This is a genomic window from Stenotrophomonas sp. YJH_SMC_43 (assembly GCF_059372535.1).
Window position 1 is genome coordinate 117324 of the sequence record NZ_JCAFVQ010000002.1, and the last position, 13799, is coordinate 131122.

At 51.0% G+C, this 13799-nt stretch carries 14 protein-coding genes; 8 read left to right on the plus strand and 6 right to left on the minus strand.

Annotated features, from left to right (window positions below; genetic code table 11):
* From AC5QAH_RS06825 to AC5QAH_RS06845, 5 genes are all read left to right on the plus strand, one after another.
* A complete protein-coding gene (locus tag AC5QAH_RS06825; RefSeq protein WP_495232206.1) occupies positions 1–510 on the plus strand; it encodes a TIR domain-containing protein in 510 nt (169 codons plus the stop codon).
* A gap of 12 nt (positions 511–522) precedes the next feature.
* Positions 523–1377 carry a macro domain-containing protein gene (locus AC5QAH_RS06830; RefSeq protein ID WP_495232207.1) on the plus strand — a complete coding sequence of 285 codons (855 nt, stop codon included), beginning with the start codon at positions 523–525 and terminating at the stop codon, positions 1375–1377.
* Positions 1377–1856 (plus strand): HIT family protein, encoded by a 480-nt coding sequence (locus AC5QAH_RS06835; RefSeq protein ID WP_495232208.1) that lies wholly within the window; start codon positions 1377–1379, stop codon positions 1854–1856. The genes AC5QAH_RS06830 and AC5QAH_RS06835 overlap by 1 nt, the downstream gene beginning before the upstream one ends.
* Positions 1857–1887: 31 nt before the next feature.
* Positions 1888–2298 carry an H-NS histone family protein gene (locus AC5QAH_RS06840; protein ID WP_495232209.1) on the plus strand — a complete coding sequence of 137 codons (411 nt, stop codon included), beginning with the start codon at positions 1888–1890 and terminating at the stop codon, positions 2296–2298.
* A gap of 65 nt (positions 2299–2363) precedes the next feature.
* Positions 2364–3425, plus strand: coding sequence for a CHAT domain-containing protein (locus AC5QAH_RS06845; protein WP_495232210.1), 1062 nt, complete (start codon positions 2364–2366; stop codon positions 3423–3425).
* A 14-nt stretch (positions 3426–3439) separates the two neighbouring features.
* Here the strand turns inward: AC5QAH_RS06845 and AC5QAH_RS06850 are convergent, their stop codons facing one another.
* Positions 3440–4774, minus strand: coding sequence for a tyrosine-type recombinase/integrase (locus AC5QAH_RS06850; RefSeq protein WP_495232211.1), 1335 nt, complete (start codon positions 4772–4774; stop codon positions 3440–3442).
* Positions 4775–5363: 589 nt separating this feature from the next.
* Here AC5QAH_RS06850 and AC5QAH_RS06855 point away from each other — a divergent pair.
* Positions 5364–6083, plus strand: coding sequence for a hypothetical protein (locus AC5QAH_RS06855; protein ID WP_495232212.1), 720 nt, complete (start codon positions 5364–5366; stop codon positions 6081–6083).
* Positions 6084–6145: 62 nt separating this feature from the next.
* On the opposite strand, the gene AC5QAH_RS06860 is transcribed toward AC5QAH_RS06855, so the two are convergent.
* Positions 6146–6454, minus strand: coding sequence for a hypothetical protein (locus AC5QAH_RS06860; protein WP_495232213.1), 309 nt, complete (start codon positions 6452–6454; stop codon positions 6146–6148).
* Positions 6455–6910: 456 nt separating this feature from the next.
* On the opposite strand from AC5QAH_RS06860, the gene AC5QAH_RS06865 reads away from it, so the two are divergent.
* The gene (locus AC5QAH_RS06865; protein WP_495232365.1) at positions 6911–7198 is read left to right on the plus strand and encodes a helix-turn-helix domain-containing protein; all 288 of its coding nucleotides are present in this window, start codon (positions 6911–6913) and stop codon (positions 7196–7198) included.
* 12 nt (positions 7199–7210) lie between these two features.
* On the opposite strand, the gene AC5QAH_RS06870 is transcribed toward AC5QAH_RS06865, so the two are convergent.
* Positions 7211–7621 (minus strand): hypothetical protein, encoded by a 411-nt coding sequence (locus AC5QAH_RS06870; protein ID WP_495232214.1) that lies wholly within the window; start codon positions 7619–7621, stop codon positions 7211–7213.
* A complete protein-coding gene (locus AC5QAH_RS06875) occupies positions 7618–8475 on the minus strand; it encodes a DUF6216 family protein (protein ID WP_495232215.1) in 858 nt (285 codons plus the stop codon). The genes AC5QAH_RS06870 and AC5QAH_RS06875 overlap by 4 nt, the downstream gene beginning before the upstream one ends.
* A 396-nt stretch (positions 8476–8871) precedes the next feature.
* Here AC5QAH_RS06875 and AC5QAH_RS06880 point away from each other — a divergent pair, with 396 nt between their 5' ends.
* Entirely contained in the window at positions 8872–10443 is a 1572-nt protein-coding gene (locus AC5QAH_RS06880; RefSeq protein WP_495232216.1) for a MobA/MobL family protein, read from the plus strand.
* Between the two features lie 379 nt (positions 10444–10822).
* On the opposite strand, the gene AC5QAH_RS06885 is transcribed toward AC5QAH_RS06880, so the two are convergent.
* Positions 10823–11860: a hypothetical protein gene (locus AC5QAH_RS06885; RefSeq protein WP_495232217.1), complete on the minus strand. Its 1038-nt coding sequence runs from the start codon at positions 11858–11860 to the stop codon at positions 10823–10825.
* 47 nt (positions 11861–11907) lie between these two features.
* Positions 11908–13794, minus strand: a complete 1887-nt coding sequence (locus AC5QAH_RS06890) for a DUF7380 domain-containing protein (RefSeq protein WP_495232218.1) — start codon at positions 13792–13794, stop codon at positions 11908–11910.
* Positions 13795–13799: the final 5 nt, after the last annotated feature.

Below are 13799 nucleotides of genomic sequence, written 5' to 3' on the forward strand. Positions count from 1 at the left end.
ATGAGCTATCGAAATAAAACCTATATCGCCTTCGCAAGTGAAGACATCAGGTCCTATCGTATGATGGAGGCATGGAGAGACAATGATAAGATTGACTTCAATTTCTATGACGCGCACGACCTTTTTGGGGCGAGAGACACAAGTAAACCAGAGACCATCAAGCGAAACCTGAGAGAGCGCCTGAAAAATGCCAAGCAAGTTGTGCTGCTTGGTAGCGAGCACGCAAAAGCAAAGGGCGGCGACGGTAAATCATTTCTTGCACACGAGATTGAAGTCATCAAGGAGTTCGATCTCCCGGTTGTGGTTGCAAATCTGAACCAATCTCGAAATATCGCCACTCAATTCATCCCCAAGCCGCTCTTGGACGCTAACTATTACACCATGTCGGTGTCGTTCCAGATGAAAATCATAAAGTTCGCTTTGGATAATTACGTGGATTTCTACCCATCTAAAAAAAGCCAAGGCCCGCACTATTATGAGCCGAATATTTACACAAATCTTGGGCTTTAGGGGTAATCGGTGATGGGAGAGCTGCGCCAAGACATGAAGACGCGACGCTTCTGGAAGAATTATATTCTTAAGTCGTTCGCTGTATTGGGAACAATTGTCGCCGTCATTAGAATAATGGTGCTGTTCTTTCCCGCACGGGCTGAGCTGCTTGACGGCATATCATTTGTAGTCATACTATTTTCATCACTAGCAGTCGGCCTATATTTGAATTGGCCAAATCCTATTCAAGCTGAATATTCTTCCCCAAAGACCAAAATAAAAATAGTTAAGGGTGATATTTTCAGCCAAAGTGGAAATATAGTCATCGGTGTCTGCAACACGTTCGATACTGAAACGCCACATATCATTGAGCGGAAGAGCCTTCTGGGTCAGGCCATCGACAAGCTTTATGAGGGCTCGTGGAAAGAGCTGGATAAGCAGATCGGTGATGCTCTGGTGGGTAAGGTTCCAGTCTCCCATATCGAAAAGGAAGGGAAGAAAGAGAAATATGAAATAGGGACCGCTTTGACTGTCAGGCAGGGTGGGAAGAAAATCTATCTGTCGGCATACGCCGATATGGATAAGAACAATAAAGCGAGCTCGCAGATCGAAACACTGACAAAGAGCCTATTCGAATTGTGGGCTGAGGTTACAACGAAGGGGAATGGTCAGCCTGTATCTATTTCGCCCTGGGGTGGAGGGCTGTCGAGAATTTCAGGCGTGCTTCCAGCACAAGACTCAATTCGGCTCATCATTCTTTCCTATATGTTTTGCTCAAGAAAGGAAAAGGTATCCGATGAGCTTACGATAGTCGTTCCCGATGACCAGTTTAAAAAACTGGACCGCTTGGAGCTGCAAGCCTTCTTGTCTTCTCTGAGGAACTCGTAATGGGCGAGACCAGTATTGAGCTTCCTGACGATGGCGCATGCGCCTTCTGTGCATATCTTAGAGGAGATCGGCCTTATACGATCTTGCGGCGTGATGAACTCACCGCAACTCTGGTAACTCGGGAGCAAAGGGGCGTCCCCCATCTGCTGGTTATTCCGATCGCCCATCGACCAACGCTGTTGGAGCTGCATGATAGTGAGAGCCTCGCGTTGATGACCGCTGTTCGGGATGCAGCGCGTCTTATTGACCAAGCGTATGAGAGGCCTGGCATCGCGGTGTGGCAAAACAACGGGAAGGAAGCGAACCAAGCCATTAGCCATCTTCATTTCCACATTGCGGGAACGCTTGATGAGGGGGGCACTGAGTGGGGGAAGGTGAGGGAGATCTCCGTCGAGGAGACGGATGAAATCGCTAAGAAGCTCCGGACACCGGAAGCGGATGAAGACCGCGCTATGCGACCTTCCACACGCTTGTTATAGTTACGCTCCGATCAATTAGACCACTGGCCAAATGAGCAAACCGACCCTTGATTCAATCGCTTCGGCCAAAGCTAAGCTTGCCGAAGAACTGCGCAAGCTGGAAGAGCAGGAGGCGAAGCTCATTGAAGACGAAGCGTCTGACGCGTTCTTGCAGATTTCGGATCTGCTGAGCCGTTACGGGCAGCACCTCACCGCTAAGCAGAAGGCTGATATCGCGAGCCAAGTTGGCAGTTCTTCCAACGGGCCAGGTCGTCCGAAGAAGTCCACTGGCACTGGCACGCGTAAAGAAGTAGCGCCGAAGTATTGGCTGCCGCACACCCAAGAGACCTGGACTGGCCGTGGCCGCACGCCGCGTGCTTTTGCCGCATGGGAAGGGTCAGCAGCATATAAAGAATGGAAAGCCAAGCATCCGGACGAGAAATTCCCGAAGTATCCGGGGTAAATATTTAAAGCCTCGCATTGCGGGGCTTTTTTAATGGATGTATGAGATGTCATTGGAGGAAAAGCATGTCGCTCAGCGCATACAGACAGGCATATACGCGAGCCAGCGATGCCATCAGCAAGTTGCAGTCCCAAAAAGCTAAAGAGACGGCTAAAGTGGCAGATCTTAATAAAAGGTCGAGAGCCGCGTCCGATGCTGCTCGAAAGAGCAAACAGCCCTCGACTATCAATTCTAAGCTCCAAGAAGCGTCCCGGCATGCTGATGCGGCGGCCCGTGCCCAGAAAGAGCTAGGCAGGATTGAGGAGAAAATTGGCGCAGAACAGAAAAAGGCGGCGTCAGCCCAGAAGAACATTGATCGGGAAGAAGCTCGCCTTCAAAAGCAACGAGACGTCGCGGCAACCAACGCTGCCAGAGCACAAAATCAGCGAATGAGCCAGATGGGTAAGAATATTCTTCGCCACGATGAAATGCACTATGAGACACGTGCGGAGCTTGCCAAGTTAAAGGCCTTGCCTGAGAAAATTACCGTCGCCTTCTTTGCTTCTGATCCTGGCAGCGACTACGGGAGTCGACTTCTTCTAGATGAGGAGGTCAGGGCGATTGAGCATAATTTGCGCCTATCCGATCACCGAGAATCGGTCGAATTTCGATCCAAGTGGGCTGTGAGGCCGGGTGATTTGTTTCAAGCTCTCAATGAACTGAAACCCACCATTGTCCATTTCAGCGGACATGGAACCTCAGATGATGAATTGGTGTTGCAAGATGACCTTGGCAACGAGAAGCTCGTGTCGAAAGAAGCAATCGTGCAGACCATTGCGCTAATGTCGGCGGCGGTCCGTCTCGTGTTCTTCAATACTTGCTTCTCATACGAACAGGCGAGAGCGTGCACTCAATACGTGGACTCAGCAATTGGCATGAGTGACGCGATTGGAGATGAGGCTGCTCGGGTTTTTGCCGCTCAGTTTTATTCCGGCATTGGCTTCGGTTTGTCGATACGACAGGCCTTTGCACAAGCGAAAGCGAGACTGTTGCTCGAAGGCATATCAGAAGAGACAACCCCTCGGCTGTATGTTAAAGACAACGTAGAGGAAGAGGACCTCATCTTGGTCAGGCCTCCTGGCGCGTGAGCGGGGGAGAGACGCTAAGTTTTGAAGCTCTTCCGGTCACTCAGAGCATCTGCAAACTGTCCAGGGATATAGACTGGAATTTCAATCCCTGGGTAGAACTTGGATAGCGTCTCAGCGCAAGCTCGAAGCTCAGGCGGGCACAGTCCTCGATCAATATAGCTCAGCAATCCAGGGACCGAGACGCTTTCCGATGGCGCTCCCACGACTGTGTGTCCGGTGAGTGCAGCAATCTGCACCGCACCAACCTTTTCTTTGGTCAAATTGGTGGCGAAGGTGTGACGGAAGACGTGTGACCCAATGCCCTTTTTAAAGCCATGCTTTTTGATGTATCGGCCAAATTGCTGAACAAGTGTGCCGCCGTAGCCCTTGATGTATGCCTTGCCATCTTTGACCGCGACGGTGAGGGGGAGGTGTGGGAAGAGTCGATCCTGTCCAGTGGCTCTAACTTCATTGACATAGGCCAAGAAGTTGGCATCTAGCAACGGCTGCGCAATGGGAATGGCGCGAATGGAAGAGGAGTTTTTAAGGTGTTGCCCCGTCGCCGTAACTTGGATGCAGATGCATGTGACCCCATCGACAGTGTGAATATCAGTCGTTCGAAGCTGTGCGATTTCACTAATCCGTGCTCCCGTGTAAAGCGCCAGGAGAGGGCCCCACCACCTGTGGGGCTTGTCTTTGGTCCACTCTGAGTAGGCTTCCGGATCAAAGATTTTTTCAAGTTCGCCCGTAGTGAAAGGGCGACGGTTCTTCGCTGCTGTCGATGTGTCGATTTCCTTCGCAATCCCTGATGCGGGCGATCTGAAAGATTTGTGCGCTTGCTGTTGCGTATTGAAGAAGGCGTTGATGCGTCTGATATGATTATTATAAGTCTCGGCATTGAGAGGGCGGGGCGTGCTTCTTCTTCCTATGTCAAGGATCTCGGCAAAGCTTAGATCTTTCATAGATGGTTTTCGTCTAGCATTGTTCGGCCAAAACTTGAAACTGTCCAAGGTCCTTCGGATATCATCGCCCGTGATTGATGCTAATGGCTTGTTTCCGATAGCGGCAAGCATAATTCCAAGTGTTTGCCTATTGAGTTGGATGTAGGTCAGGCCCAGATTGCGGCGTATTAAATCTGATATGTAGCGTTCAATGACATCATCCAGCAGATCTACCGTGCTTTGTGTGGGAGAAGTTCTGGCGTCGGACTTCTTAGCGCGTGACTTGCGCTTCAATAGGCGAAGAATTTTATCGAAGCATTGTGCTGCGTTCTCACCTTCTACAATGATCTCTCCCACAACGCCGTTTTCGACGGGGAGGTTTCTAATTGTGCAGCGATGGATAGACGGTTCGGATTTTTGATCGGGCATGATGGTTCCTTCGCGTCCGACCCTAACGTGAAGGCAATGTCTGTCAATAGCTGTTGTAATTAAATGAAATTTCAGTGCACATTATTTTGTTGCACTAACGCTGAAATTCCTTGCAGGACGGTGCGTGACCAACAGTGTTATTTAAAAGGGCTAGTTTTGTTGCGCTAGTATCAGGGCTTGAAAAGTTTGCTGTTAAGGAGGACGCTCAGTTCCTTCTGACTGATATAGCCGTTCACGAAGAGCTGCATGAGCGCCTTCGCCCGCTTCGGTAAGCGCATTTTATTCTCCCGCAAGATAATTAGCGACTCCTCGCAAATCTGGGCGCGGTCGTCTCGTTCCGAATCGGTGATCCGGGGTATGACTGGCTTAATTAATCCATCTGATAGTTTTTTGCCCATGCGAGGATTTATATCCCGGAATCGTCTATAGTCAAGTCGATTCCTTTAGGGCTATTGGAATCGTCGACTAATCGCGCGCCTGTCTCTGATTCGCTAATGGCTACGGGGCTTTTGAAAGCGGAAAGCGATCAGGGTGGTGGCAATTAGAAATTGTAGGATGTGTCATGTTTCTCGTTTAGGAAGACCAACACATGAGCAATTCGCTGCCCCTCTATCAGTTCATGGAGGCTGCCCATGACTGCGCAGAAGCCGCTCGGGAGAGCAACGCTATTGCGTTGAGCCGCTGTGCAGAGCTCGATGCCTTCATTTATCGGACAGCTTCGAGTCGTTTGAAGCCGCCAATGGCTGCGCTCCTTCGGATCAATGCGCGAGGTATGTTCTGCGCGTCGATCAATACGGCCCTAATAGGGTATCGAGCTGCGCTTTTTCCTACGTTACGCGCATCTTTGGAGGCCGCATGCTACGCCCAAGAAATTGAGATCAAGCCAGAGCTCAATGATGTTTGGGTTAACCGGCATCGAAGCGATGAAGATCGAAAGAGAAGTCGAAAGGCCTTCGGGTACGCTGTGCCCAACACATGCAAACGTTTTAGCCGGCTAATGCCGGACAACGCGGGATTGGTGCGTCAGATGTATGAGGCGATGATCGACGACGGGGCTCACCCCAATGTTAGGTCCATCTTGCCTTCGCTCAGGATGAAGGAGACAGAGACGCATCATGAAGTTGCCATTGGTCTGGTGGTTCCAGAGCGCGTCGAGATCTCGCTTTTTTGCTGCTATGAGATCGGGCTTTTTACGTCTTGGTTGATGGGTGACCTTGAACATCGCGACGAAGGCTTCTGGATAGAAGCGACGCGTCTCAACGAAGTAAAAAATGATTGGGAGAACGAATTGCTGGCTGAGCGGAGTTGATGTTCGGCTCATATGAAAAGAGCCCCGGATGGGGCTCTTCAATAACGGGCGCGACCCTTGACTCAGTCCATACTGACCCGAGCGATGACTTTGTAGGAGCCCCCAACGTCAGCGAAGGTGAAGATACCATTGAACTGTTGGTCGAACTTGCCACCCATTGCCATGACTCGTGACTTCACCGGGCAGTTGTAACCAGCGTCGACCTTGGTGCATTTGCCAAGCTCGAAGTCCATCAGACGGGCATCTTCTGATCCATTGTCTTTGACATAGGCAAGCATCGCGTCCTCAGCCTTGTTCTGGGAAGGGCCGCTCGAACATGCGGTCAGCGCAATGGCCAGGACGGCGGCAGTCGCGAAGCGCTTCATGGTCATCATCATTCCTTGGTTAACTTAAAAGATAGAAGCCAGGAGGGCATATATGCCCATCCACAAGAGACCGACTACGGTCGATCCGAGCCAAGCAGCCAAGATCAGACGCAGTCCTGCGGAGGTGTTGCCCTTCGTTGCTGCCAAGACCCCATGCAGGATGGCGACGATGGACAGGACGATCAGCCCAACGAACCCGATCACCGGGAGGATGGGAGCCACCCAGCCGATGTAGGCAATTCGCCATCCTCGGTTCACCAGCTCGCCTGTGGCGGCCCCACTTCCAACAGCATTCCCCTGTGAACTCATCCTTTGCTCCCTGGACCGGTTGACGTCCCGCCAGAAGATACGCTAAACGTAGGCTACGGGCAACGTAATTTACGAGCAACGTAGCTTACGTTCATCCTTGGTGGCATGAATGCTCCCAACGCCGGCAGTGCCCGAGAAATCTTCGCCCTTCGTATGAAGAAGCTGAGGCGCGATCTCGGGATTAGTCAGAAGACACTAGGAGTGGCGATGGGATTGCCCGAAGACGTTGCAGGCGTTCGGATCAACCGATACGAGCGGGCTGTGCACGATTGCGACACGGAGACGGCCCAGAAGATGGCCAAGGCCTTGGGCGTGTCGTTGGCCTATCTGTATGCAGAGACGGACGAACTGGCTGAGTTGATCCAGGAGTTCGGACAAATGACCGCCAAGGAGCAGAAAGAATTGCTGGCAAAGGTCAAGGCGCGGTCAGCGAAGCCTTAGTCCATTTGGCTATCAGATCTGCCCCCACGGAAGCAGGACGCGTGCGCCTGCCTTCATCCCGCGCAGGCGGAGCTGCCAACTCGCTACCTGCTTTTCAAACAATTGGACGTCGTATGGTGCCAATTCGCAAGCCGCGACGGCATTAAGCACTTCATTGCTGATCTCCAAGACCCTCATCCCGGACTTCTTGTGTTTCAAAAGAAGAAGCTCTGACGCAATAAGATGAAGGTCATGGACCTTATCCGATCTCGTCACCGACGTATTTTGAGAGTCGCCCACGAATTTGATCGAACGCACGATGCGCAAGGCCTCGAATTTAAGGGAGTTAAACTTGGATACCTTTGCCATGAGTAGGCCTGAGTAATAGCCAGCTATGGTGCCGGGAATTAGAGCCATTGCCAAGTCATAACAGAAGTTGTTCATCGCTTGGTCTTTTCAGTGGCCTTTGGGTTGGATTTCGCTGCATCAGCATAAGCAGCCGTATCAATTTCCTCCAAGAGGTCTCGAAGTTCTCTTTGGGCGAGCCATTCACGAAGAAGCGAAAAGCTCATGAATGCATACCACGCAAAAATGGCTGCCGCGACCAAAAATGTGGCGCGTTGCTCTGGAACTTTTTTAGAAAAATGATCTGCAAGAGCAGGGTCTGACCAGATGCCGCAGAGGATCTTGCGATCATTTTGATGAAAGCCGTCCGGCAACTCGGCATCCGCATGTCCTACACCGCAAGATGTTTTATCGATGGTTGACTTTTCACCAAACGGTCGAAAAAGCCGAGCTTCTTCCTGGGAAAGCCAAAGCAAAGTGTCAGTGGCTTTGAGCGACACAAGCAGACTGCTGCTTGCTGCTACGGCTGAGAAGGCTGCTGTCGCCAGAATCAGGACAAGTAGAAAAATGCCCGGAAAGGCCAACCACGCCCCGTGAGGCACTCGCTTAGGGTTGAGGGTCAAGCTCTTTAAATTAAACGCCCAGCCAGCCCTTCCTATCAAGTCAAGCGGAATATTCGTTCTATCGGAAAATTCGGACAGGTTTTGCGCGTCCCGCAGGGTTCGCGCTTTCACGCCATGGGTCATCCTGAAACTGACCAATGCCGTTTGATCTGCCAAACTCTTTTTGATGATCGGATCTTCAACCTCATCCTTCGCGATAAAAAAGCGCAGAAGGCGAACATTGACTGGGTGGAACGAACCAACACGCCAGCATATTATGAGTGCCGCTGCCGAGATCCCGAGGATAGATCCAATCGCAACATCGCGGGTCAAAAAACTAATCCAGTCCATGGAGTGCTCGCCTTCTAATTTTGATCATCACTGCGTAGCTTAACGGCAGACAGAGCGGAAAGTTGAGTGCTCAATCGAAGCTCAATGACGGTTGAAGAATAATGAGTATTTATAATTCATTAAGGACTCTTCATCGGCTGAGGTTGACGGGATAAAGGCACCTAATGCCGCCGTCAAAAAACGATGTTGGCGAAACCCAAAATTCTATGAAGCAAGAGCCCACATATGGTTTTCGCGTTGCGAAAACCGTGGGCATCGCTTTGCGATGAAAAGAGCAACATTCCGAGCGATTGATTCCTCGTGATAATTGTCACGATAAAATATCTTGGCTAACCTATTTACAAATTAAATCCAGCGCCTTTGATGTTCACTTCACTAACATGAATTGGGATATCAATGGCGATTTATCACGTCAATATAAAATCATACAGCAGAGGGAAGGGTCACTCATCGGTAGCAGCAGCAGCTTATCGTGCGGGATTCAATTTGCGCGATACAAAGAATGGCACGGTCCATAAATACAAAGGTAGAGGGGGAGTCGTCTCCCAAGAGATGCTAGCTCCCAAAGGCGCGCCGGACTGGTGCCTTGATGTCCGCTCATTTTGGGATGTCAACGAGATGCACGAGACAAGGACTAACGCCAGGCTCGCAAGGGAGGTCGAGATATCGTTGCCCAAGAGCCTGGACTCAAAGCAGCGCCACCACCTGGCGATTGATCTGGGCCGCCTGATGGTCCACCGGTATCAGGTCGCTGTTCTTGTGGCGGTTCATGCACCCAGCAAGAAGGGGGATCAACGCAATCATCATGTGCATCTCCTGCTGTCGGCACGCAAGGTCGATGCAACTGGCTTGGGTGAACGTGCATGCGCTGCTTTTGATGCAAGGCAGGGTGCGGGAGCCGCAGAGATGAAGATCCTGCGGGGCAAGATCGCGTCGGTCATCAATGCTCACCTCATCATGGCGAGCGTCAACGCAAGGGTTGACCATCGGACGCTTCGTGCCCAAGCCGCAGACAAGGCGAGGCAGGGGTTGCATGAGGAAGCGCGTGCCCTGTCGAGAGACCCGATACGTCGTATTCCAAAAGACAGCTTTTACGCTAAGAAGAAGGCAAGGCAAGCCGTCTCTGCGGCAAAGAATCCTCCTTCTGTGGCAGGACTACGCTTCGCTCAAAATTTAAAAGAGCGTCGCCAGGTCCAGGAAGCCAAGATCGTCCATCCGGTTCCCCAAGGGCACAGCCACCAGGCCGCGTTGCGCGATCTAAACAGCGAGAGTCGCTCCTGTGGGAAAAGTGCCAACTCAGCTGAGCGTCAGAGCAGCACCGCTCGTGACCGGATCCATACCCACTACAACCCGCTCACCCGGCAGGTCTCTAAGGTGTGGCGGCTGTCGCGATCTAAGGGGGCAAGTGCCGAAGTGCTGAACAAGCAGGCCGAATTGATCGAGCAATGGTTAGAGGCTCAGCGGGAAGTTGCAGAGCAGGCACTGGAAATTTTGAACAGCATTCCAGGGATACAGATCGAGCCCTGCTTTGACCAAGCATACGCATTGATCCTATCGCGTCGGGCAGACCATTACGGTGGCAAAGGGCTTCTTTTCGAGGACACCGAAGTGCTCGGAAGGTCAATGGTGCGCTATGCACGAATGCTGGTCAGCCCCTACGGGGCGCAGTGTGGCTACTTAGCAGCCAAGGCGAAGCTCGCAGAGTTTGACTATGAGCCACCATCACCAGCATCAGCTAGGGCAAGGCGTCGGATGCTGCGGGTGAAGTATCTGGCCTCTGCTGGCGTGATGAAGCGTAGGGAGTGGCGCATCAAGCAGAGCAGGAGCGCCATGATTACGGCTTTCATATCCCTTAGACAGGATGCATTAGGTGATGAGGTGGTCACTGATCCTGTTCAGGGGTGTTCATTCGAACCCACAGCCTATCCCGCTGGTGAGAGGCGGCTCAGATTTAGACCCCGATTCTAAAAAATCCTCACGTCGCCCTCGGATGAGAGGGCGACATTACTACATTGAATATTGTTGACACGGTTCCAAATTTCGTTAGATTAAATATGAAAAATAGACAGGATTGACTGTGTTAGATAATCAGTATCTCAGGAGGGTGTGGGAAGCAGCGTATGTGCGGGCGCTCGCAGATTGTGATCCTGTCGCATCAGCAAGAAAGGCCGACTCAGCGATTGAAATTTATATCGACAGATGGGGCATAAAAACTGCGGGTCAAACCTCAAAAGTCTCGGTCAATGGAGGCCGGAGATCAGACGATCTGACGCCACAAGAATATCAGTATTTTCTAGATGCATGCTATGCGTGCGACCAAATGCTGAAGAGTGGAAAATTCTGACAGTTACATTCGTCGGCGGACTCGGGAGCGCCCGATGCTGGCTTCCGGAATAACTTCCCCAATTGGTCTTACTTCGAGCTCGGTTACGCCAGATCTTTCTGGTTCAGCCATGGGATCAGGTCCATTTCTATATGCTCTGATCATCTCCCTCAGTTGATCCGTATGAAAGACTTCCTGAAATATTGTGCCTTTGTCAGACATGACAAGTGCGTGCATTTCCTGGCTTACACCTTCACATAACCAATCAACATACACTTGGAACTCTTCAAGTTCCAGTCCCGTCTCAAGAGAGTAATGGCTGACGCCTCTTTGGGTCTCAAATGACTTAACAACCTTGCCCTGATTGGTTAAGAGCATTCCAGGAGAAAGATATGGCGCGGGCAGAACTTTTACGCCGTCGCTATCTGTTTCGGAGGAAACTCTAAGATAGCCAAGGGTGTGCGTATTCAGATATCCCTGAATGTCTTCCAATTCGGTGTCTTTGAAGCCCATCTCTTTCAAGGGGCCGTCTATGAATCCGCCTTCATCCCTTATGCCCAAGATGTATGGTTTGATTGCGAAATTGCTGTCTTCCACACTCCAATAAAGCAGGTGGTGACACATTAGTGATTGAAGCGCCTCCCTCGGAAAGTTAACATCGATTGAGCGATATTTGCTTGCACCCTTGGCCATTGTTCGCGACGGGTATTTTGTTTCATTTAATTTTTTCGCGAGTCGTAAGAATGCTCTTTTTGGATTTGGTTTTGTTGCCGTGGAGGTGATCGGTACAGTTTCTTCTAGTCCGGTATCTTTGAATTTTACTTCCCTGCGCTTGACGATGGAGGCTCTCTTATTCCACTCTTCGTTGATTGTTTTGGCCGTGGACTTAACTTCGAAGAGGTAGAGGAGTTCTCCAAACTGTAGTTTTAGATCCCCTGCGTAAGATTCCGCATTTCCTTCCAGGCTTATCAGAAATTCTGGATATTGCTCTTTGGCCAGGCGTGCTTTCCACTGCCAGTCACGAAACGCTATCACCACTGAGCTTTCGGCAAGTCGTGCCACTGCTTAAATCCTTATTGTTGGAGCTCGCCTTTCGGATCGCTCGATATCTATTGTTTGGTTTCTTTACTTGAATTTAAATTTAAAAAAACTTGATGCCGGTATGGCCACATTATTAATCGCAGCAAGGTCCACCAAAGAGCAATCGTCGCCGTCGATGCTAAATGCTCATCTCTAATCAATCCGTGTCCGAACAGATTTCTAAGGTTGTGTCCGGAACGGTGGGTGAGAATGGCTTTGAGTTCGATAACGATATCCCGGTGAAAAACCTGGGCGATGTCCTCATGGATCAGAAGTTCACTCAGAGATTTTTCCTGCTCAACGCCATCCTTTACAGCTAGCGTGTTGATGTTGTGCCGCTTGAAGGCTGCACGGACGAAAGGTTCAGATTGGGGAATCAAAAAAATTGCCGCCTCTTCCCAATCATGGTTTAAGCCTGCCAATAGGCCTCTTGCCAACGACCATTCGTGTCCCTCCGGGACGACAGGAGAAGCCTGAGTCAAATCCAAAAGATCAGTGAGCGTCGGCTCGCACCGATTACGAACCAAACCCGTGGCATGCATGATCGCCACGTTGGCAAGCAACGGATGATGATATCGACAGATGTTTTCGATGACGTGCTGTTCTAAATTAGCCGGATCGTTTGGGTCGAAGGCATCGCCTCGTTCTACAGGGACGCCCTCATCGTTGTAGACCACGCGCGCGAACAGATGTTGAAGCACGTATCTTTTAGAAGACTCTATTACTTCTTCTTCTATTTGCTCAATTGATGTAAACGTCGAGAATGCAAATGCTATTTCGAGAAGTGCCGTGGGTAAATCTGTGCTGATGACCCTTTTCTCGATCAGGGATACAAGCTCTCTTGTATCGATAGGGTGACTGACCGAGTGCATTTCGTCAGAAATTGTTCTTCTGATATCAGCAAGCTCGGATTGGAGCTCCTTAATCCGCGTGCGATCACCTCGATGTCGCCGAAGAAGCGCAATGCCTTCGGCCATCCAATCTGATCGCACCATGGCTTGGCGATCACCTCTGGCTTTTTGAATTAGCGCTTCGGCAGCCTTGCCGTAGCAGACCTCTGAACGAGGGTCATTTCTTGCTGCATGCCATAGTCTAGCCGCAAGCTTGTAAGCGCGGGGGATGCTATCGACGACTGCCGGGTGTTCACTGCTGAACCAGCCTTCTATCGATTGCTCCAAATCTTCCGCCGTTCGCTCAGCGAAAGAGTGTTGGCGTTGAATAATCTCGTCGGATAGTGCAAATATGACACCTAGTAGCTGGTTTTGCAGTGCATGACGAATTGCATCTGTAACGGTCGCCCACACTTCTTCTCGGAACGCTTCATTTTTGCGGAGATATCTCCATCCTAGATGCAGTGATCGTTGTAGGGATTCCACCGAGTCCATGGCCTTTAAGGGCTCGTTGCCAGTAACCAACGGCTTGGCGTAATCGAGGTAGGCTCGGGCCGCAAGACCGCCCATTTCCCAACCTTTAAGCCCAACTTTGGGGGCGGCAACGCAGGCAATGTCGGCCAGCCTGGCTTTGAGCCAGTTGTTACTTGCCTTAGAAGCCATTTTTTCAAGGCACTGCACATCCAGCAGGCCAAGATGCTGTGGAGCAGGGGAGCAACGATCACCCTGCTGCCACATTGGGCCAAAGGGTTCAGGCAAATTGCCGACGAAGTGCATGGAGATAGCTGCACTAAGGAGCTTTAAAATCTGAGCGTCGTCGACTCGACCCTCTTCGACCAACTGCCTAAATCGGGCATCAGTCTGTTGCACTGCATCCCAACGATGATTCGTCCAGTCATGCCCATCGAGATGGCTTTCCCAGTCCACTTGATCGATCAGTTCAAGTTCAATGGGCCGTTCAATGATTCCGGGCGCCACCGTGGGAGCGCAGGTGTCATCCTGGGGAGCTTGGTTGTTGCTATCCATAGCAG

What these genes read in the sequence shown, in the direction of transcription:
- AC5QAH_RS06825 (WP_495232206.1), top strand. Translation starts at nt 1, where the DNA reads ATGAGCTATCGAAATAAAACCTATATCGCCTTCGCAAGTGAAGACATC.
- AC5QAH_RS06830 (WP_495232207.1), top strand. Translation starts at nt 523, where the DNA reads ATGGGAGAGCTGCGCCAAGACATGAAGACGCGACGCTTCTGGAAGAAT.
- AC5QAH_RS06835 (WP_495232208.1), top strand. Translation starts at nt 1,377, where the DNA reads ATGGGCGAGACCAGTATTGAGCTTCCTGACGATGGCGCATGCGCCTTC.
- AC5QAH_RS06840 (WP_495232209.1), top strand. Translation starts at nt 1,888, where the DNA reads ATGAGCAAACCGACCCTTGATTCAATCGCTTCGGCCAAAGCTAAGCTT.
- AC5QAH_RS06845 (WP_495232210.1), top strand. Translation starts at nt 2,364, where the DNA reads ATGTCGCTCAGCGCATACAGACAGGCATATACGCGAGCCAGCGATGCC.
- AC5QAH_RS06850 (WP_495232211.1), bottom strand. Translation starts at nt 4,774, where the DNA reads ATGCCCGATCAAAAATCCGAACCGTCTATCCATCGCTGCACAATTAGA.
- AC5QAH_RS06855 (WP_495232212.1), top strand. Translation starts at nt 5,364, where the DNA reads ATGAGCAATTCGCTGCCCCTCTATCAGTTCATGGAGGCTGCCCATGAC.
- AC5QAH_RS06860 (WP_495232213.1), bottom strand. Translation starts at nt 6,454, where the DNA reads ATGACCATGAAGCGCTTCGCGACTGCCGCCGTCCTGGCCATTGCGCTG.
- AC5QAH_RS06865 (WP_495232365.1), top strand. Translation starts at nt 6,911, where the DNA reads ATGAAGAAGCTGAGGCGCGATCTCGGGATTAGTCAGAAGACACTAGGA.
- AC5QAH_RS06870 (WP_495232214.1), bottom strand. Translation starts at nt 7,621, where the DNA reads ATGAACAACTTCTGTTATGACTTGGCAATGGCTCTAATTCCCGGCACC.
- AC5QAH_RS06875 (WP_495232215.1), bottom strand. Translation starts at nt 8,475, where the DNA reads ATGGACTGGATTAGTTTTTTGACCCGCGATGTTGCGATTGGATCTATC.
- AC5QAH_RS06880 (WP_495232216.1), top strand. Translation starts at nt 8,872, where the DNA reads ATGGCGATTTATCACGTCAATATAAAATCATACAGCAGAGGGAAGGGT.
- AC5QAH_RS06890 (WP_495232218.1), bottom strand. Translation starts at nt 13,794, where the DNA reads ATGGATAGCAACAACCAAGCTCCCCAGGATGACACCTGCGCTCCCACG.